Origin of the sequence: Undibacterium paludis (genome assembly GCF_022568815.1) — a bacterium.
Lineage (GTDB): Bacteria > Pseudomonadota > Gammaproteobacteria > Burkholderiales > Burkholderiaceae_D > Undibacterium.
The window spans coordinates 306544-326163 of sequence record NZ_JAKZHX010000003.1 but is presented as its reverse complement, the minus strand read 5'-3'; the positions used below and the strand labels follow the sequence as shown (position 1 = coordinate 326163).

16 protein-coding genes are annotated in these 19620 nt (G+C 51.1%); 15 read left to right on the top strand and 1 reads right to left on the bottom strand.

Features of this window, described 5'->3' with window-relative positions; genetic code table 11:
- Positions 1-224 precede the first annotated feature (224 nt).
- Entirely contained in the window at positions 225-2465 is a 2241-nt protein-coding gene (locus tag LZ463_RS08165; RefSeq protein ID WP_241455109.1) for a bifunctional diguanylate cyclase/phosphodiesterase, read from the bottom strand.
- A gap of 299 nt (positions 2466-2764) precedes the next feature.
- Here LZ463_RS08165 and aroC point away from each other — a divergent pair, with 299 nt between their 5' ends.
- The 15 genes from aroC to pdxJ all read left to right on the top strand — a co-directional run bounded on the left by aroC (position 2765) and on the right by pdxJ (position 19620).
- Positions 2765-3847: a chorismate synthase gene (gene aroC / locus LZ463_RS08160; protein WP_241455108.1), complete on the top strand. Its 1083-nt coding sequence runs from the start codon at positions 2765-2767 to the stop codon at positions 3845-3847.
- Between the two features lie 354 nt (positions 3848-4201).
- Positions 4202-5605: a 3-isopropylmalate dehydratase large subunit gene (gene leuC / locus LZ463_RS08155; RefSeq protein ID WP_241455107.1), complete on the top strand. Its 1404-nt coding sequence runs from the start codon at positions 4202-4204 to the stop codon at positions 5603-5605.
- Positions 5606-5624: 19 nt separating this feature from the next.
- Positions 5625-5747 (top strand): entericidin A/B family lipoprotein, encoded by a 123-nt coding sequence (locus LZ463_RS08150; RefSeq protein WP_241455106.1) that lies wholly within the window; start codon positions 5625-5627, stop codon positions 5745-5747.
- Between the two features lie 8 nt (positions 5748-5755).
- The gene (gene leuD, locus LZ463_RS08145; protein WP_241455105.1) at positions 5756-6403 is read left to right on the top strand and encodes a 3-isopropylmalate dehydratase small subunit; all 648 of its coding nucleotides are present in this window, start codon (positions 5756-5758) and stop codon (positions 6401-6403) included.
- A gap of 17 nt (positions 6404-6420) precedes the next feature.
- Positions 6421-7491, top strand: coding sequence for a 3-isopropylmalate dehydrogenase (gene leuB, locus LZ463_RS08140; RefSeq protein ID WP_241455104.1), 1071 nt, complete (start codon positions 6421-6423; stop codon positions 7489-7491).
- Positions 7492-7537: 46 nt separating this feature from the next.
- The gene (gene asd, locus LZ463_RS08135) at positions 7538-8665 is read left to right on the top strand and encodes an aspartate-semialdehyde dehydrogenase (protein ID WP_241455103.1); all 1128 of its coding nucleotides are present in this window, start codon (positions 7538-7540) and stop codon (positions 8663-8665) included.
- Between the two features lie 380 nt (positions 8666-9045).
- On the top strand, positions 9046-11907 hold the full coding sequence (locus LZ463_RS08130; RefSeq protein ID WP_241455102.1) for a motility hub landmark protein FimV: 2862 nt from the start codon (positions 9046-9048) through the stop codon (positions 11905-11907).
- A gap of 73 nt (positions 11908-11980) precedes the next feature.
- Positions 11981-12796, top strand: a complete 816-nt coding sequence (gene truA / locus LZ463_RS08125) for a tRNA pseudouridine(38-40) synthase TruA (protein ID WP_241455169.1) — start codon at positions 11981-11983, stop codon at positions 12794-12796.
- 169 nt (positions 12797-12965) lie between these two features.
- A complete protein-coding gene (gene lepA, locus LZ463_RS08120; RefSeq protein WP_241455101.1) occupies positions 12966-14759 on the top strand; it encodes a translation elongation factor 4 in 1794 nt (597 codons plus the stop codon).
- Complete coding sequence (gene lepB, locus LZ463_RS08115; protein WP_241455100.1) at positions 14756-15667, top strand: signal peptidase I; 912 nt, start codon at positions 14756-14758, stop codon at positions 15665-15667. The genes lepA and lepB overlap by 4 nt, the downstream gene beginning before the upstream one ends.
- A 30-nt stretch (positions 15668-15697) precedes the next feature.
- Positions 15698-16105, top strand: coding sequence for a DUF4845 domain-containing protein (locus LZ463_RS08110; RefSeq protein ID WP_241455099.1), 408 nt, complete (start codon positions 15698-15700; stop codon positions 16103-16105).
- An 8-nt stretch (positions 16106-16113) separates the two neighbouring features.
- Complete coding sequence (gene rnc / locus LZ463_RS08105) at positions 16114-17043, top strand: ribonuclease III (RefSeq protein ID WP_241455098.1); 930 nt, start codon at positions 16114-16116, stop codon at positions 17041-17043.
- An 8-nt stretch (positions 17044-17051) separates the two neighbouring features.
- Positions 17052-17954 (top strand): GTPase Era, encoded by a 903-nt coding sequence (gene era, locus LZ463_RS08100; RefSeq protein ID WP_241455097.1) that lies wholly within the window; start codon positions 17052-17054, stop codon positions 17952-17954.
- Positions 17955-17962: 8 nt separating this feature from the next.
- Positions 17963-18862 (top strand): DNA repair protein RecO, encoded by a 900-nt coding sequence (recO, locus tag LZ463_RS08095; protein WP_241455096.1) that lies wholly within the window; start codon positions 17963-17965, stop codon positions 18860-18862.
- Positions 18859-19620, top strand: coding sequence for a pyridoxine 5'-phosphate synthase (pdxJ, locus tag LZ463_RS08090; protein ID WP_241455095.1), 762 nt, complete (start codon positions 18859-18861; stop codon positions 19618-19620). Before recO ends, pdxJ begins: the two co-directional genes overlap by 4 nt.

The window sequence follows — 19620 nt, the reverse complement described above, 5'->3', positions numbered from 1 at the left end:
AAAGTAATGTTTTACTCAGCTTGTTCACGACTCGTCAGTTCATGTCGCTACTTTAGGGAAATCGACGACAACTGAGTAGCGACTTGCGACAGTCTGCAAAATCTGCGGGACAGAACGAAAAATGGGCCGTTGATATGGATTATTCGGCGATGTAAAAAGAAATTCCGGTTTTGGGGCCGCGCCTGCGAAGGGGGGCGGGTGGCGCGGTCTTTTGTACAGACGGCTTATCTTTTAGATAGCCAGTTGTGCAAGTCGTCGCGCGTCAAGGGTTTGGAGTACAGATAGCCTTGTGCGATATGGCAGTCATAAGACAGCAGGGTGCTTGCTTGCATTTCGCTTTCCACCCCTTCTGCGATGATGGATAGTCCCAGATTCTTACCGAGCTGGACGATCATTTTTGCAATACTGCCTTCATTGGAGTTTTTCTGGATTTCATTAACGAATGCCCGGTCTATCTTGAGTTTGTCGACATCGAGCTTTTGCAGGTGGCTCAGGGACGAAAAGCCGGTGCCAAAATCATCGATGGATACACTCATTCCTAATTGCTTGATCTGGTGCAGGGTCTTGATCAGCAATTCAGGGTCTTTCATGGCCATGGATTCGGTAATTTCCAGCTCAACACATTGAGGTGGCACCTTTGTGTCGGCCAATGCCTTGTTCAGCGACTGCATGAACAGTGGGTGCGAAAACTGCACCTGCGAGACATTGATGGCCATCTGGAAATCAGTGTAGCCGAGGCTGCGCAGATGCACCAGTTCCAGGCAGGCTGTTCGCAAGACCCATTCACCGATGTCGACGATGAGCCCTGAATATTCAGCGATGGGGATGAACTGATCCGGTGGAATGAAGGCGCCGTCATCCGTTTTCCAGCGCAGCAATGCTTCTGCGCCAAGTACACGGCCATCACGCATGTCGATCTGCGGCTGGTAGACCAGGAACAGTTTTTCATGCTCAAACGCTGCCCGCAGGGCATGCATGAGCAAGACACGTTCACGAATTTCCACGCCCATGCTGCGGGTAAAATATTCGAAGCCGCCACGACGATTCATCTTGGCGCGTTTCAGGGCGATATTGGTATCTTTGAGAGCTTCCGAGCCATCACCGTCATAATCGACCAGTTTGATCAGGCCTATCGTGGCAGACAACTGTACATCTTGCTGGTCAACATCAAAAGGTGAGTTGAATAAAGCCAGTATCTTGTCCGGACATACCAGGGTTTCTTCGCCAAGCAGGGCAAAGGTGTCGCTCCCGACCCTGGCCAACTGGCAATCGTCACCAAAAGTATTGAGCAGTCTTTGTGCTACCGAATACAGTAGCTGGTCACCAAACTGGTGCCCCAGCGCATCATTGGTTTCGGCAAAATGGTCTATGTCAATCAATGAGAGTGCGCTATGATTTTTCAGTGAAGTCAGCAGGGTCTCATTCAGGGTTTGCAAAAGCTTGAGGCGATTGGCCAGGCCAGTCAGGGGGTCATAGAAGGCATAATTATGCAGGCGCGACGTCAGCATGACGTTGTCCAGGCCGACTGACACATTACCGCAAAAAACCCCAAGCAGGCGCTTATCCATTTCGTTCAGATGCAAGCCTGTGTTCAGGTAGAGCGAGAAATCCTTTTGAGCGACATTGTTAAAATACAATGCAGTCGAGTCGGTTTCAAACACACTTTGATGACTGTTGAGCGAGCGTTTCACCAGGTCACCGGCTGCCTTGTTATCCATGCTCTCAAGTTGTTGATTGAGGCTGCCAAGATACAAATTGCTGGCGGCGATGATGTACAGGTCATCGCTGTCTTCACTGGATTCGGCCGGTACATGCCGGGCGCAGACAAAACCTTCCGTATTGAGCCCAAGCAGACCGGTGATCTGTACCAGTACACCTGCAGCAAAATTTTGCAACCCCTGTAATGCCATCAATTCGGTGCTGGCATGAATGATCATTTCCAGTCCGCGACGGCTGGCGCTGATGGCGCAGATCTGCTCATAAGAGCGTATGGCCGATGTGACGGCGGTGTACAGCTTGGTGCGCGTCAGTTCAGACTTGGTCTTGTAATCATTGATGTCGTAGTCGCGTATTGCATCGATTTCCGGGGCATAGCCAGGTTGGCCGGTACGCAGGATGATGCGTACATCAGTCAGGCCCAGGGTCTTGCGGATATGGCTGACCAGTTGCAATCCGGCATCTTCCTGCTCCATGACCACGTCAAGCAGGATAATCGCAATGTCGTGCTCATTTTTGAGGATGTCGCGTGCCTCTGCAGCCGAATAGGCATGCAGGAAACTCAGGGCGCGATGCTGGATCTCCAGGCTACCGAGAGCAAATGTGGTCGCCGAATGGACGTCTGGATCATCGTCAATAATCATGATCCGCCAAGTCTGCGCAGGCCTGGAAGCCACCGCAGTTTCTTCGCTGTCTGGTTCATCTAGGAAAACCAGATCATCTTCGGAAGAGTGGATCGTTGAATTCATCTGTAATGCGGCTCCATGCTTGGCAAATCTGTATGGTAAAGGCACTGCAAAATTGGTTCTTTGCGGAACTATGACACTAAATGTAGCCTGAGCCAAGCTTCAAATATTCTTCTTTGGTAAGAATAAAACAAGAATTGCAGTAGCGGGGAGAAAAATGGCCCGATTTTCTAGTGAAACTGGTAAAAATAGTGAAATTCCATTGTCGCGTCGCCAGAGTCGAAACCCTGTGCGGCGGCCTTCACTGGTAATTCACTGGTAAAATGGAATAAATTTAAACTATCACTTCATGTTGAAATCTTATGTCCGGTAATACTTTTGGAAGCTTGTTTACTGTTACAACCTTTGGTGAATCCCATGGCCCGGCCATAGGCTGTGTGATTGATGGCTGCCCGCCAGGTATGGAATTATCGGAAACCGACATACAGCCGGAGCTTGACCGCCGTCGCCCCGGTACTTCCCGCCACGTAACGCAGCGCCAGGAGCCTGATACCGTGGAAATTCTGTCTGGTGTGTATCAGGGCAAAACGACAGGCACGCCAATCGGCTTGCTGATACGCAACCAGGACCAGCGCAGCAAGGACTACGGCAATATCACCGAGACTTTCAGGCCCGGGCATGCCGATTTCACCTATTGGAACAAATATGGCATACGCGACCCACGTGGTGGTGGTCGCTCATCGGCACGCCTGACTGCACCTGTCGTCGGTGCAGCAGCTATTGCCAAGAAATGGTTACATCAGCAATATGGCACCGTTTTCCGTGGCGGCATGAGTCAACTGGGGGAAATCATCATCCCGTTTGAAGCCTGGGAACATGCCTCTGCCAATCCTTTTTTTGCCCCCACTTCTGATGCGGCTTTGATACAGCGCCTTGAAGACTACATGGATGCCTTGCGCAAGGACGGTGATTCCATAGGTGCAAAAATCGATGTGGTGGCTTCAAATGTGCCAATCGGGCTGGGTGAGCCTATTTATGACAAGCTCGACGCAGAAATCGCCTATGCCATGATGGGTATTAATGCAGTCAAGGGCGTGGAAATCGGCGCCGGTTTCCGCTCCGTAGCGCAACGCGGTTCCGAACATGGTGATGAACTAACACCTGATGGCTTTGTCGGCAATAATGCTGGTGGCATACTTGGTGGTATTTCTACAGGGCAGGACATCACGGTTTCCATTGCTATCAAACCGACCTCGTCTATCCGTACTCCGAGGCGCTCAATAGACAAAGATGGCAATCCTGTCATGGTCGAAACCTTTGGTCGTCATGACCCCTGCGTAGGCATCAGGGCTACACCGATCGCTGAAGCAATGCTGGCCCTGGTATTGATGGATCACGCCTTGCGTCACCGGGCTCAATGTGGTGATGTCAGGCCTGGTGTCTGAACTGTATTGGTGCAAGAGGCCCTGCTTGCGCCTGAGCCTCATTTGCCCTGTGGGTCGGCGCTGCTGGTTTTGAGGGGAAGGCTAGTCCTGCAAGGCAACGCATGCAGGCACTGCAGGTTTTGAGCCTGTTTTGTATGACTTTTGAGTCCTCAAAATAATCACCGGAAATTTTCAGCTTTTTCCTAAAAGCTCAGATGAAAATTTGGTGATTTCTTAGAAACAAATCGATTTGTATTGAAATTTTCATGCACCAATTTGGCGTGAGGGTTGGTTTTGCGTTGCACAATTGTGGCATAATAAAATGCGAAAAAAATATGCAATACGAATTTACGACCCATTTCCAGGCTTCAGATCATGCTTAAAACGCTTTACGATAAATTGTGGGAATCCCATGTAGTACATTCTGAAGAGGATGGCACGGCCATTCTGTATATAGACAGACACCTTTTGCACGAAGTGACCAGCCCCCAGGCCTTTGAAGGCCTGAAACTGGCCGGACGCAATCCCTGGCGCGTATCTGCCAATCTGGTTGTGGCAGACCACAATGTTCCTACTACCAATCGTGTCAATGGTATAGATGATCCGGTGTCTCGCCTGCAGGTTGAAACCCTGGATGGCAATGCCAAAGAATATGGCCTGACCTATTTCAGCATGGCCGACAAACGCCAGGGTATCGTGCATGTGATAGGCCCCGAACAAGGTGCGACCTTGCCTGGGATGACGGTGGTTTGTGGTGATTCACACACGTCCACCCATGGTGCATTTGCCTGCCTGGCGCATGGTATCGGCACCTCTGAAGTTGAGCACGTACTGGCAACCCAGACACTGATTGCAAAAAAATCCAAATCCATGCTGGTGCAGGTTGATGGCGCCATGCCTGTGGGTGTTACTGCCAAGGATATCGTGCTGGCAGTGATAGGCAAGATAGGTACGGCCGGCGGTACTGGCTATGCTATAGAGTTTGCAGGATCGACCATACGCAGCCTGTCCATGGAGGGCCGCATGACGGTCTGTAATATGGCGATCGAAGCTGGCGCACGTGCCGGCATGATTGCGGTGGACCAGGTGACGATTGATTACGTCAAAGGTCGTCCGCTGGCACCGGTTGGTCCGCATTGGGACAGGGCGCTTGAATACTGGCGCACTTTGCATACTGATGCAGGCGCAAAATTTGACATGGTGGTAACTCTCAACGCGGCGGAGATCAGGCCCCAGGTTACCTGGGGTACTTCGCCTGAAATGGTGGTGTCGATTGACAGCCGGGTACCTGATCCTGACCATGAAAAAGATGCTGTCAAGCGCGACGCCATAGAGAAAGCATTGGTGTACATGGGGTTGAAGCCCAATACACCGATTGCCGATATCCGCATCGATAAGGTATTCATCGGTTCCTGTACCAATTCACGTATTGAAGATTTGCGTGCCGCTGCAGATGTGGTACGTGGCAAATATCGCGCATCGAATGTCAAGCTGGCCATGGTGGTGCCAGGTTCTGGCCTGGTCAAGGAGCAGGCTGAGCGCGAGGGCCTGGACCAGATATTCAAGGCAGCGGGTTTTGAATGGCGCGAGCCCGGCTGTTCCATGTGCCTGGCCATGAATGCCGACAGGCTGGAGCCGGGTGAGCGTTGTGCTTCTACCTCGAACCGTAATTTTGAAGGGCGTCAGGGGCAGGGTGGTCGCACTCACCTGGTGTCACCGGCAATGGCCGCCGCTGCAGGTGTGGCCGGTCATTTTGTTGATGTGCGCGGGCTGACTTAATTTATTGCGGAGGAAAGACATGAAAAAAATATTTGCACTGGCGATTTGCGCTTTCATCCTGGCAGGCTGCAACACAGTTCAAGGCCTTGGCAAGGACGTTAAAAAGGCTGGCGAAGCAGTCGAGAATGCAGGCAAAAAATAAGTATCGATATGGAAAAATTTACTTTACTTGATGGTTTGGTTGCGCCCATGGACAGGGCCAATGTTGATACCGATGCCATCATCCCCAAGCAGTTTTTGAAGTCGATCAAACGCAGCGGTTTTGGTCCCAATCTGTTTGATGAATGGCGCTATCTCGATCATGGCGAGCCTGGCATGGATAACAGCAAGCGCCCATTGAATCCGGATTTTGTCCTTAACCAGGCGCGTTATCAAGGTGCATCGATTTTGCTGGCGCGCAAGAATTTCGGCTGTGGTTCCTCACGCGAGCACGCTCCCTGGGCGTTGGAGCAATATGGTTTTCGTGCCGTTATCGCGCCAAGTTTTGCTGATATATTCTTCAATAACTGCTATAAAAACGGCATGCTGCCCATCGTTTTGACAGAAGTGCAGGTTGATACTTTGTTCAATGAGGTGAAGGCTTTCCCGGGATATAGGCTGGTGGTGGACCTGGAGCGACAGGTCGTCGTCAGTAATCAGGGCAGTGTCAGCTATCCTTTCGAGATTGATGCATTCCGCAAATACTGTCTGATCAATGGTCTGGATGATATTGGCCTGACCTTGCGCCAGGCCGACAAAATTCGCGCCTTTGAAGAGCGCCATATCGCTGCTCAGCCCTGGTTGGCAAATACTATCTAATTGAGTCTTTAAAGAATATGAAAATTGCTATTTTGCCGGGCGATGGTATCGGCCCGGAAATCGTTGAGCAGGCAGTCAAGGTATTGAATGTACTGGGCGAGTCCTTTGAGATGGAGACAGCGCCGGTAGGTGGTGCAGGTTACGAGGCATCGGGCCATCCATTGCCAGAGGCAACCCTGAAGCTGGCACTGGAAGCCGATGCCGTGTTATTCGGCGCTGTCGGTGACTGGAAATATGACACGCTGGATCGCCCTTTGCGACCTGAGCAGGCGATTCTGGGTCTGCGAAAAAACCTGAAGCTGTTTGCCAACCTGCGTCCGGCAATCTTGTATCCGGAACTGGCTGGCGCATCGACGCTAAAGCCCGAAGTGGTTTCTGGCCTGGATATCCTGATCATCCGTGAACTGACTGGCGATATTTATTTTGGTCAGCCACGTGGTGTGCGTGAATGTCCCGATGGCCCGTTCAAAGGCGAACGTGAAGGCTTTGACACCATGCGTTATGCCGAATCAGAAATCCGTCGCATCGCACATGTGGCTTTTCAGTCTGCACAAAAGCGCAGCAAGCGCCTGACCAGTGTTGACAAGGCCAACGTGCTCGAAACTTTCCAGTTCTGGAAAGATATCGTCACTGACGTGCATAAAGAATACCCGGATGTGGCGCTTGACCACATGTATGTTGACAATGCGGCGATGCAACTGGTGCGTGCACCGAAGCGTTTCGACGTTATCGTGACTGGCAATATGTTTGGTGACATCTTATCGGACCAGGCCTCCATGTTGACCGGCTCGATAGGCATGCTGCCTTCAGCTTCACTGGATGCCAACAACAAAGGTCTGTATGAGCCATCACATGGTTCGGCACCGGATATCGCAGGCAAAAACCTGGCTAATCCTCTGGCGACCATTTTGTCGGCAGCCATGATGCTGCGCTATTCATTGAATAAAGCCGAACAGGCGGATCGTATTGAAAATGCGGTTAAAAAAGTGCTGGCCCAGGGTCTGCGTACCGCAGATATTTACGAGGAAGGCACCACCAAGGTAGGAACCGGCGAAATGGGGCAGGCAGTGGTGAATGCATTAAGTTGAATTTGTTGGTGATAGGCAGGGACGTCCTGCAGAATTTTAGGGAAAAATGATGAAACTGGTAGGTCTGGTTGGTTGGCGCGGTATGGTGGGTTCTGTCCTGATGCAACGCATGCAGGAAGAAGGTGATTTTGATCATATTGAACCCGTGTTCTTTTCAACGTCCAATACAGGTGGTGCAGCCCCTGCAATGGCAAAGAATGAAAAGACCTTGCAAGACGCAAATAATATTGATGCGCTCAAGAAGTGCGAAATTATTATTACCTGCCAAGGTGGTGACTATACCAATGACATTTACCCTAAACTGCGTGCAGCAGGCTGGAATGGTCACTGGATTGATGCTGCGTCCAGCCTGCGCATGAATGACAATGCGGTGATCGTTCTTGATCCGGTGAATCTGCCCGTGATCAAACAAGCGCTGGCTAATGGCCAAAAAGACTGGATCGGCGGTAACTGCACGGTCAGCTGCATGCTGATGGGTGTTGGTGCTCTGTACAAGGCTGGCCTGGTGGAATGGATGAGCACCCAGACTTATCAGGCAGCTTCTGGCGGTGGTGCCCAGCATATGCGTGAATTGCTGACACAATATGGCGCCTTGAACGCAGAAGTGCGTGATTTGCTGGATGATCCGAAAAGCGCGATTCTCGAAATCGATCGCAAGGTGATTGCCAAGCAGCGCTCCCTGACTGCTGATGAAACTGCCAATTTTGGTGTGCCGCTCGGTGGTTCCCTGATCCCCTGGATAGATAAGGATCTCGGTGACGGCATGTCCAAGGAAGAATGGAAAGGCATGGCCGAAACCAACAAGATACTGGGGCAGGGTGCCGGTTTTGGTACAGCAGCTGTGCCGGTCGACGGTTTCTGCGTACGTATCGGCGCCATGCGTTGCCACAGCCAGGCTTTGACATTCAAACTGAAAAAAGACGTGCCACTGGCAGACATCGAAGCCATGATCGCTGCTGACAATGAATGGGTGAAAGTTGTGCCGAACACGCGTGAAGCAAGTATCCGTGACCTGACGCCTGTTGCTGTCACTGGGACCATGACAATCCCGGTCGGTCGCATACGTAAATTGGCAATGGGCCCTGAATATGTGGGAGCATTTACCGTTGGCGACCAGTTATTGTGGGGAGCTGCAGAACCACTGCGCCGTATGTTGCGCATCTTGATCGATTGAAATTTAATCGAGGCCTGATGTTTTAAAGTAATTGTTAAAAGATGTTGTAGAATATAGGGGGGCGTATAACGCCCCCTTGTTGTTTTTGAAACCCCATGAAAATCTGATTAGTTTGCTACCGGATTTTCGGGATTAATTTTAATAAATAAACAATTGGGGTTTTGGCGATAATTTTTTCACTTGTCATTTGGCAACAACATTTATGCGATATCCTTGCACTTCAAGGTTCTTAATGTATTTACCACTGTGATAAATCGCGTTAAGCTTGCGGGGCAATGTTTGTAATGTTAATGTGAAACATTAGGACGCGTCGCTAAGCAATATGTAAAGCGTCAATCAGCGGACTTTGTTCGCCCAAAATTCCCAATATGTCTGACAAAATGCATAATCAAAAAAAATCGTCTGTGATTTCCCTGGGACGCAAGGCGTTAGGTGCTGCTGTAGCGTCGTCCTTGTTAATCATGTCTGGTGCTCATGCTACCGGATTGGGTAAGCTTACCGTGCTCTCTGCACTGGGGCAGCCGCTTCGTGCAGAGGTAGAATTAACGTCTCCTGCCAAGGAAGAAATAGATTCGCTGGTACCCAAACTGGCATCTCAGGAGGCTTTTAAGCAAGCCAACATAGACTTTAATGCAGCATTATTGTCACTGCGTTTTGCAATAGAACAACGTGGCTCCAACTACGTCATCCGTATCACTTCTGCGCAACCAATGAACGAACCTTTCGTTGATATGTTGCTGGAAATGAATTCGTCGAATGGCAAGTTGTTGCGTGAATACACCTTCTTGCTGGACCCAGCAGAATTGCGAAACAGTCAATCTCCGCAAGTAAGTAATCCTAATGCTGTTGCTAATCAGCCACAAAATAATGCAACATCACAGAGTGGCCGTTCAAGCAATGTTCCTGCCTCGCAGGGAGCCGCCAATAATAAGACGGCAACAAAAAGTCCTGATGTCAGTAAAGACATCAAATCTGCCGGTGAATATCAAATCAGGGCAGGCGACACCCTGAGCAAGATTGCCGGTAGTCACCGCGCTGAGGGTGTTTCCCTGGATCAAATGCTGGTCAGCCTGTACCGTGCAAATCCGCAGGCCTTTGTCGGTAACAATATGAACCGCCTGCGCTCTGGTCAGATTCTGACTATTCCGGATGCGGATTCAGTGCGCTCCACAACTGGCAGTGCTAATGAAGCGCATGCCGTTGTAGTTGCTCATGCTGCAGATTTCAATGCCTATCGTAACAAACTGGCAACTCAGGTCGCTGATGCGCCTGCTGAAAAAGCGCCGAGTGGCAAGCACGGTAGCAGCAAGATCACCACTAAAGTCAATGAACTGCCGAATGCAACGACAGATTCGCCTGACAAGCTGAAATTGTCCAGGGCCAACCCTGCGGGCACAAATGGTAAGGGGGCTTCCGCCGAAGATAAACTGGCAAAGGAAAAAGCTGCACAGGAATCAAATGCCCGCGTAAAAGAGCTTGAAAAAAATGTCAGCGAACTGCAGAAATTGCTGGAATTGCAGAAACTGGAAATCAAGAACAAGGAAATGGCAGCCAAACAGGCTGAACTGACCAAGCCACGTGCTGATGCAAAAGCCAGTGCTTCCGCTGCCGCCAGTGTGCCAGTGGTGACACCGCCACCAGCACCTGTTGCAGCCAGCGCCGCTTCCAAACCAGTTTCTGCTATGGCAAGTGCACCTGCACCAGCATCGACAGCCGCTGCTTCTGTGCCGGCATCGGCACCGGCTGCTGTTCAGGCAAATGCGCCGACCAGTGTGCCAGCTGTTGCTGCTTCTGCAGCCTCAGTGACAACACCTAAACCGGCCAAGCGCAAAATTGTTGCTCCACCACCTCCGCCACCGCCAGAACCCAGCTTCTTTGATAGCATCTCTGACTACCTGTTGCCGGGTGGCGTCGCCATTCTTGCTATCCTGGGTGGTGTAGGTATCTGGACTAGTCAGCGCAAAAAGAAATTGCAGCAGTTTGAAGACAGTATCCTGACCGGTTCCAGCATGAAGGCCAACTCCATGTTTGGTTCTACCGGCGGTCAAAGTGTGGATACCAATAACAGCGTATTCAACTCGAATTTTGCGCCGTCAGCCAGTCAGCTTGATGCCAATGAAGTTGATCCGGTTGCCGAGGCTGATGTGTATATCGCCTATGGGCGTGATTCCCAGGCAGAAGAAATCCTGAAAGAAGCACTGCGCACCCAGCCAGACCGTCATGCAGTCAGGGTCAAGTTGCTGGAGATTTATTTTGCGCGTAAAGACGCCAAAACCTTTGAGCGTCTGGCCAGCGAGTTGTATGGCATGACCAGCGGTGAAGGTGATGACTGGGCACAAGCTGCGTCCATGGGTATCGTCCTGGAGCCGGGCAATCCTTTGTATGCTGGTGGTAAAGCAAAGGCCGAGGCGGCAGCTGGTTCGGCCATGGGTTCTGGTACCCAGCCACTGGAAGACCTTGATCCTGAAGCCTTGCTGGCCAATTCCCTGTCTCAGGACATGCTGGAAGCAATCAGTATCATTGATACTGCCCAGCGTGACGGTGGTGCGGCTAAGGCCCAGGAGCCTGCGCTGGATGAAGGAGCGCTTGATTTTGATTTGGACATCTCTGGCGGTGCTGAGCCGGAAGTGCCAACCATACCTGAGTCGGTCGCCAAGGCAGCCCCGGCTGAAGAGGTGGCTGCAATACCAGAGGTTGATTTTGGTACAATCGATTTCGACTTTGGCGCCAAAGAGGCAGAGGCTGCACCAGCACCGGTGGCTGAGCCACCTGCCACCGAGGCAGAGGCTGACAAATTTGAACTGGATCTTGGTGGTATGGACTTCTCTACGGATGTCCCTGCAGCAGAACCATTGTCACTTGATATGCCGCCAATCGATGACAAACTTGATGAAAACTTGATTGCTGCATCGCTGGCTGATAAGCCGGTAGCAGACACGACGTCAGAGGCTGCTGCATCTGAAGCGCAGGCCGAAGCTGTTTCTGCTTTCGAGTTTGATCTGTCGGGTATTGATCTTGACCTGGAATCGCCGTCGTCACCGTCTGCAGCGCCGCACGTTGAGGTGGCAGAACCGGAAGCTCCTGCCCATAATGCCGAGATGGCTACCAAGCTTGATCTCGCAGTCGCCTATCACGAAATCGGCGATAAGGAAGGTGCGCGCGAGTTGCTCGACGAAGTATTGAAGGGCGGCACGGCGGAGCAAATCGAAAGAGCCAAATCGATGATGCTGCAAATGGCCTGATGTTGGGAGATGTAATCATGACGGGCGCAGCAAATGCTGACGCCCGTTTTGTTTTTTGAGATATGGAATTGTGGTGAAGCGACTAGTTTTAGGTGTGCAATATGATGGCGGTCCCTGGCAGGGCTGGCAGACGCAGCCTTCGGGGAATACTGTGCAGGACGCGCTGGAGCGGGGACTGCAGCAATTTACCAATACGGAGATTAAAACGACTTGTGCCGGCCGTACTGATGCTGGTGTCCATGGCATAGAGCAAGTGGTGCATTTTGATACTGAACTTGATCGCACCCCCTACTCTTGGGTGAATGGGGTAAATGCTTTCTTGCCTGGTTCGGTCGCAGTTCAGTGGGCCAGAGAATTACCTCTGGATCCGGAGTCTCAGGATAATTTTCATGCACGTTTTAGTGCAAGGGCACGTACATACCATTACATTTTGCATAATTGCAAGATACGGTCACCCATGTGGCTCGGGCGTGCTGGTTGGGTGTTTCGACCGCTGGATGTTGAGCAAATGCAAGCTGGAGCTGCGTATTTGCTTGGTGAGCATGACTTTTCTGCTTTTCGCGCGTCTGGCTGCCAGGCCAAGACCCCGGTGAAGCATATGTACAGTATCCAGATAAAACGTCAGGGCGAAATGATCATTTTCACATTACGTGCCAGCGCATTCTTGCATCATATGGTCAGGAATATCGTCGGCTCGCTGATTTTTGTCGGTACTGGCAAAAGAGAGCCGATATGGATGAAAGAGGTGCTGGACAGTCGCAATCGTGAGGTGGCGGCCCCGACCTTCAGTCCTGACGGCTTGTACCTAGCCAGGATTGACTATGAAGATAAATGGCAATTACCACAAAAGGAATTGATTGACACCCTGGCTTTCTTATCTTTTTTGTAGTGTCTAACTTGCATCATACTGACGATTTCTCGGCTTTCCGGGGTGAAATCCGGTAAAATGACGTTTTGCAAAACCCAAACTGAAGGCGCTCGCCTGGGGATACTTGCCCAGTCCAGAGCGCTTTTTTTATAGCCGGTATCGCTTCACCTTTGTTTCTTTCGTAATTTCAATGAATAACATCCGCAATTTTTCGATTATTGCCCATATTGATCACGGCAAATCCACACTCGCAGACCGCATCATTCAACTCTGCGGCGGGCTTTCCGACCGTGAAATGGAAGCGCAAGTCCTCGATTCCATGGACATTGAACGTGAGCGCGGTATTACCATCAAGGCGCAGACAGCTGCCTTACACTACAAGGCACGTGATGGTCAGGTATATAATCTGAATCTGATCGATACTCCGGGTCACGTCGATTTCAGCTATGAAGTCAGTCGCTCCCTGTCAGCCTGTGAAGGCGCATTGCTGGTCGTGGATGCCTCGCAGGGCGTAGAAGCACAAACAGTTGCCAATTGCTATACGGCGATAGAATTGGGCGTCGAAGTTGTACCTGTCCTGAACAAGATTGACCTGCCATCTGCTGATCCTGAGAACGCCTGTTCAGAAATCGAAGAAGTCATCGGTATTGATGCCTCGGACGCCGTTCATTGCTCAGCAAAAACCGGTCTCGGCGTGCAGGATGTGCTGGAATCCCTGATAACCAAAGTTCCGCCGCCAAAAGGCGACCCGACTGCTCCCCTGCAAGCGCTGATTGTCGACTCATGGTTCGATAATTATGTCGGTGTTGTCATGCTGGTGCGTATCATGAATGGTACTTTGCGTCCAAAGGACAAGATACTTTTCATGGCAACCGGGGCGCAGCATCTGGTCGAAAGTGTTGGTGTGTTCACACCCAAATCCCTGAGTCGTGAAGAATTGTCTGCTGGCCAGGTGGGTTTTGTTATTGCTGGCATCAAAGAGCTCAAGGCAGCCAAAGTCGGTGACACGATTACTGTCGCCAACAAACCTGCTGCGGCACCCTTGCCGGGGTTTAAAGAGGTGCAGCCGCAGGTATTTGCCGGTCTCTTTCCGGTTGAGGCAAATCAATACGATGCCTTGCGTGACTCCCTGGAAAAACTCAAGCTCAATGATGCCGCCCTGATGTATGAGCCTGAAGTGTCACAGGCGCTGGGTTTCGGTTTCCGTTGCGGCTTCCTGGGTTTGCTGCACATGGAAATCGTGCAGGAGCGCCTGGAGCGCGAATTCGACATGGACCTGATCACCACAGCGCCAACCGTAGTGTATGAGGTGGTGATGGCTGATGGCACCATCCTGATGGTTGATAATCCATCCAAGATGCCCGAGCCTTCAAAAATCGAAGAAATCCGCGAGCCTATTGTCACTGTCAATCTCTATATGCCGCAAGAATATGTCGGTTCTGTGATTACCCTGTGCACCCAGAAGCGTGGTGTGCAGATGGACATGAACTATCATGGACGCCAGGTCAAACTGACCTATGAAATGCCGATGGCAGAGATCGTGCTCGACTTCTTTGATCGTCTGAAGTCGACGTCGCGCGGCTATGCCTCCATGGATTATGAATTCAAGGAAAACCGCGCCGCTGACGTCGTCAAGGTCGACATGTTGATCAACAGCGAAAAAGTTGATGCCCTGGCGATTATTGTGCACCGCGCCAACAGCCAGTTCCGTGGTCGCGCCGTCGCCGCCAAAATGCGTGAACTGATCCCGCGTCAAATGTTTGATGTGGCAATTCAGGCTGCCATCGGTTCCAACATCATCTCGCGCGAAAACGTCAAAGCCTTGCGTAAAAACGTTCTGGCCAAATGTTATGGCGGCGATATCAGCCGTAAGCGTAAATTGCTGGAAAAACAAAAGGCAGGTAAGAAACGTATGAAGCAGGTGGGTTCGGTAGAGATCCCGCAAGAAGCGTTTTTGGCGATTTTACAAGTGGATGAAAAATGAGTTTTCAACAAATTTTAGGCAATTTTGCCTTGATCCTGTTTGTCCTGACTATCGTTACCGGTGTTATCTGGTTTATTGATGTATTTGTCTTTGCCAAGCAGCGCCGCCAGAATGCAGACAAAGCCCTGGCAGAATATGATGCCCGTAAAGCACGCCTGACTGCCGAAGGCATACGCCTGGAAGAGGGCGGACGCCAGGAACTTGAAGCCAAAATGCTCAGGCAGCCAGTCTGGATAGAGTATTCCGGCAGCTTTTTTCCTGTGATCGCCCTGGTGTTTTTCTTGCGTTCTTTCTTGTTTGAGCCGTTCAAGATACCTTCCAGTTCCATGTTGCCAACATTGTTTGTTGGTGATTTGATACTGGTAAATAAATTTACTTATGGCATACGCTTGCCGGTCATCAATAAGAAAGTGATATCGCTGAATAATCCTCAAAGAGGCGATGTTATGGTATTTAAATACCCGGAAGACCCTTCTGTGGACTATATTAAACGTGTGGTCGGTGTACCTGGTGATAAAATCGTGTATAAAAACAAGCGCTTATCGGTGAATGGTAATGCACTTTCGTATGCGAACCTGCCAGACTTCCTGGATGAGGAAAGACTCAGCTATTCCAAGCAGTATCAAGAAAATCTGGTCGGTGTGACACATAATATTTTGAATGATGAGCAAAGGCCGCCCTATGTTGATGGCCCGCACAATTTCAAAGGACGTGATTTGTGTAGCTATGAAAATGATGGTTTCACTTGTACCGTACCGGAAGGCAGTTATTTCATGATGGGTGACAACCGTGACAATAGCCTGGACAGTCGCTACTGGGGTTTTGTCCCGGATGAAAATATTGTTGGTAAGGCATTTTTTATCTGGATGAATTTGGGCAACATTAAGCGTATTGGTAGTTTTCACTAAACCTTAATCTTTATCAGGGACTTAAAACGTATGTCAAAAATTCAATACTCTTCCTTGCATAAGCAAAAAGGTATCACCCTGACAGGCTTGATCCTGTCTCTTGCCGTGATCATCGTGCTCGCCATGGTAGCAATGAAAGTTGTGCCAACCGTGATTGAATATAATTCAATCACCAAGGCAATGAATAGCTCCAAGAACGCTGGCTCTACGCCAAGAGAAATACAGATTGCCTTTGATAAGCAAAGGGAAGTTGGTTATTTTGATGCAGTGACCGGCAAGGATCTGGTTATCGTCAAGAATAACGATGGTGGTTTTGATTTGAATTTCTCTTATTCGAAAAAAATCCCCCTGGTCGGTCCGGCCAGTATCTTGATGGAATATTCCGGTACAACTGCAAAAAATGGCGTGGTTGTTCAAAAAGCTGCGAAGGCAGATTAATTACTCGTATGAATCAACAACTATTGCAGAAAAGGCTGGGGCACCAGTTCAGCAACCCCGCTTTGTTGCAGCAGGCTCTGACACATCGTAGTCATAGTGTTTTGCATAATGAACGCCTGGAGTTCCTGGGTGATTCTGTCCTTAATTGTGTCGTCGCTTCTTTGTTGTTTGATAGCTTTGCCAATATAGATGAAGGTGATTTGTCACGTGTACGTGCCAACCTGGTCAAACAACAGTCGCTGTATGAAATTGCGCAGAGAATAGAGTTGTCACAATTTTTGCGGCTTGGCGAGGGTGAACTGAAATCCGGTGGATTCCGTCGCCCGTCCATATTGGCCGATACACTGGAAGCCTTGTTTGGTGCCATTTTCCTGGATGCCGGCTTTGACGTCGCGCGTGAAGTCATTCGCGCCCTGTACGCACCGGTGTTGGCCAGCGTGGACCCGACTACACTGGGCAAGGACGCCAAGACACTGTTGCAGGAATTCTTGCAAAGTAAAAAAATCGCTTTGCCACAATATAACGTGGTAGCAACCCATGGCGCAGCCCATAACCAGGAATTTGAAATTGAATGCCTGGTGCCCAAGCTGGAAATTCAGGTATTCGGTACCGGTGGCAGCCGTCGCGCCGGCGAGCAGGCCGCCGCAAAACTGGCATTGGAAACCGCACAGGCCATGCTGGTGCGTTCCCCCGCAGCCAAAAAAGCCAAGCCACGTGCATCGCAATTGAAATTGGCCGGCATCGCGACTGTCCAGAGCGAGGCGGCTGCCGAACCCAAGGCGTCCGCAGGCAAGCAGAAGAGCCTGCTCGATGCCGAACTGCCCAAGCCAGACAAAACAAAAAATACTGCAGCGGCTGCCACGAGCACAACAGCTGCAAACACGGTTGCCGCAGATGAACTGCTGGCCCTGGATCCACCACACCCTAAGACTGCCTGAATCACTGCATGACTGAATTAATAGACAATCCTGATTTCCGCTGCGGTTATATCGCCATCGTCGGGCGCCCCAATGTTGGCAAATCAACCTTGATGAATGCACTGATAGGCGCCAAGGTCAGTATCACTTCGCGCAAGGCGCAGACAACCAGGCATCGCATCACCGGTATCCAGACCACGGACAACACCCAGTTTGTCTACATTGATACACCAGGCTTCCAGACTCGCCATTCGAATGCACTGAACCGCACGCTCAATCGCACGGTGACCACGACGCTGACTGCTGCGGACGTCATTCTTTATATTATTGAAGCAGGCACCTTTGGCCAGGCAGACCAGCAGGTCATTGATCTGCTGCCAAAAAATGTACCATGCATACTGGTTATCAACAAATCTGACCGTGTCAAGGACAAGGCCGTCATGATGCCGTTTGCGCAGAAGGTGGCAGCGCTCCATCCTTTTGCAGCCATTGTGCCTGTGTCGGCAACTTTGCGTTTTCAGTTGGAAAATCTCGAAGGCGAAATCAGGAAGTATCTGCCCCTGAATCCGCCAATGTTTGCAGAAGACGACATCACTGACCGCAGTGAAAAATTCCTGGCAGCAGAGATCGTCAGGGAAAAGCTGTTCCGCTTTGTCGGTGATGAATTGCCGTATACCAGTACCGTTCTTATCGAAAAATTTGAGCAGGAAGGTAATCTGCGTCGTGTATTCGTCGCCATCCTGGTTGATCGCGATGGTCATAAATCCATGGTCATCGGTAACAAGGGTGCGCGCTTGAAAGATATCTCAACGCAATCACGCCAGGACATGGAAAAACTCTTCGGTGGCCCGGTTTATCTGGAAATCTGGGTCAAGGTTAAATCTGGTTGGGCAGACAATGAAGCCGGATTGCGTGCTTACGGTTACGAGTAACATTGTCCATGACTGAGCAGGCAGTCACCGCAGCGGAAGACCTGGGCACAGAGGTAAGTGCGCTGCCTGCCGCCGCTGCTAATGTAGCGACTGATGCGGTCACTGATGTTGTTGCCGTCAAAAAGACGCGCGCGCGCAGCAGTAAAGCCGCACCGGTGAAATCAAGCGCCAATAAACCTGCAAGACCTGCTGCCAAAGAAATTCGCATTCTGGAGCAACCAGGCTTTGTCCTGCACTCCTGGCCCTACAAAGAAACCAGCCTCATCATCGATGTATTGACGCGTGATCATGGACGCATTGCTCTGGTAGCAAAAGGGGCCAAACGGCCACATTCGCAATTGCGCAGCGTTTTGCAAACCTTTCAGCCCCTGCAGTTGGGTTGGACAGGCAAGGGCGAGATACGCACGCTGACCACGGCAGACTGGGTAGGGGGCATGCTGCCGCTGGAAAAGTCAGCCTTGCTATGCGGCTTTTACCTGAATGAATTGCTGGTCAAGTTTTTGCTGCGCGATGAAGCGCATCCCGACCTGTTCGACCTGTATGTCTCCACACTGAACCAGCTGGCGCACGATGAGCCGGCCACCATCGTCCTGCGCCGTTTTGAACTGGCCCTGTTGCGTGAGTCGGGCCTGCTTGGTGACCTGACGCGTTGCACCCAGCAACGCGAACGTGTGCAGGCTGAACAGTTCTATGTGCTGGACCCGGAGCGAGGCCCGCGGCCAGCCATGCCCGCTGACAATGTACCAAGAGTCAGTGGCAAGACTTTGCTGGCCATGCACAAGGGCGACTATACTGAGCAAAGTACGCAATTGCAAAGCAAACTCCTGATGCGCTTTTTGCTCGCCCATCACTTGCATGGCGCCAGCCTGAATACCCGGCAGATACTGATCGATCTGCAGAACCTATGAATATCCATCAGCAAACCCAATTGATCGACCTCGGTGTCAACATCGACCATGTGGCCACCTTGCGCAATGCGCGTGGCACCACCTATCCCGATCCTTTGCAGGCAGCCTTGCTGGCAGAAGAGGCGGGCGCAGACTGCATTACCCTGCATCTGCGTGAAGACCGCCGCCATATAAAGGATGCTGACGTCGAGCAGTTACGCCCGCGTCTGCTGACACGCATGAACCTGGAAGCAGCAGTCACCAGCGAAATGATCGATTTCGCCTGCCGCATCAAACCGCATGATGTTTGCCTGGTGCCAGAGCGACGTGAAGAGGTGACGACAGAAGGCGGTCTTGATGTAGTTCGTTATTTCACCCAGGTGCAAGCCGCTGTCAGGCAATTGCAGGCAGCAGACATACGTGTGTCGCTGTTCATCGATGCTGACGAACGGCAGATACAAGCCAGCGCAGAAACCGGCGCTGGCGTCATCGAACTGCACACAGGCCGCTACGCAGAAGCACATGATGCTCTGCTGCAGGCACAAGAACTGCAACGTATTCAGGTGGGGGCAATTACAGGCATACGCCATGGCTTAAAGGTCAATGCCGGACATGGCCTGCATTACACCAACACTGCCGCCATTGCCGCGATAGCAGAAATTTCTGAACTCAATATTGGCCATGCCATCGTCGCCCAAGCCCTGTTTGTCGGCTGGCAAAAAGCAGTCAGCGACATGAAAGCCCTGATGGTCAAGGCCCGATTGCAGGCACCTATTTGA

Bases quoted from the DNA above. Each gene is read 5' to 3' on its own strand.
- LZ463_RS08165 (WP_241455109.1), bottom strand. From the start codon at position 2,465: ATGAATTCAACGATCCACTCTTCCGAAGATGATCTGGTTTTCCTAGAT.
- aroC (WP_241455108.1), top strand. From the start codon at position 2,765: ATGTCCGGTAATACTTTTGGAAGCTTGTTTACTGTTACAACCTTTGGT.
- leuC (WP_241455107.1), top strand. From the start codon at position 4,202: ATGCTTAAAACGCTTTACGATAAATTGTGGGAATCCCATGTAGTACAT.
- LZ463_RS08150 (WP_241455106.1), top strand. From the start codon at position 5,625: ATGAAAAAAATATTTGCACTGGCGATTTGCGCTTTCATCCTGGCAGGC.
- leuD (WP_241455105.1), top strand. From the start codon at position 5,756: ATGGAAAAATTTACTTTACTTGATGGTTTGGTTGCGCCCATGGACAGG.
- leuB (WP_241455104.1), top strand. From the start codon at position 6,421: ATGAAAATTGCTATTTTGCCGGGCGATGGTATCGGCCCGGAAATCGTT.
- asd (WP_241455103.1), top strand. From the start codon at position 7,538: ATGATGAAACTGGTAGGTCTGGTTGGTTGGCGCGGTATGGTGGGTTCT.
- LZ463_RS08130 (WP_241455102.1), top strand. From the start codon at position 9,046: ATGCATAATCAAAAAAAATCGTCTGTGATTTCCCTGGGACGCAAGGCG.
- lepA (WP_241455101.1), top strand. From the start codon at position 12,966: ATGAATAACATCCGCAATTTTTCGATTATTGCCCATATTGATCACGGC.
- lepB (WP_241455100.1), top strand. From the start codon at position 14,756: ATGAGTTTTCAACAAATTTTAGGCAATTTTGCCTTGATCCTGTTTGTC.
- LZ463_RS08110 (WP_241455099.1), top strand. From the start codon at position 15,698: ATGTCAAAAATTCAATACTCTTCCTTGCATAAGCAAAAAGGTATCACC.
- rnc (WP_241455098.1), top strand. From the start codon at position 16,114: ATGAATCAACAACTATTGCAGAAAAGGCTGGGGCACCAGTTCAGCAAC.
- era (WP_241455097.1), top strand. From the start codon at position 17,052: ATGACTGAATTAATAGACAATCCTGATTTCCGCTGCGGTTATATCGCC.
- recO (WP_241455096.1), top strand. From the start codon at position 17,963: ATGACTGAGCAGGCAGTCACCGCAGCGGAAGACCTGGGCACAGAGGTA.
- pdxJ (WP_241455095.1), top strand. From the start codon at position 18,859: ATGAATATCCATCAGCAAACCCAATTGATCGACCTCGGTGTCAACATC.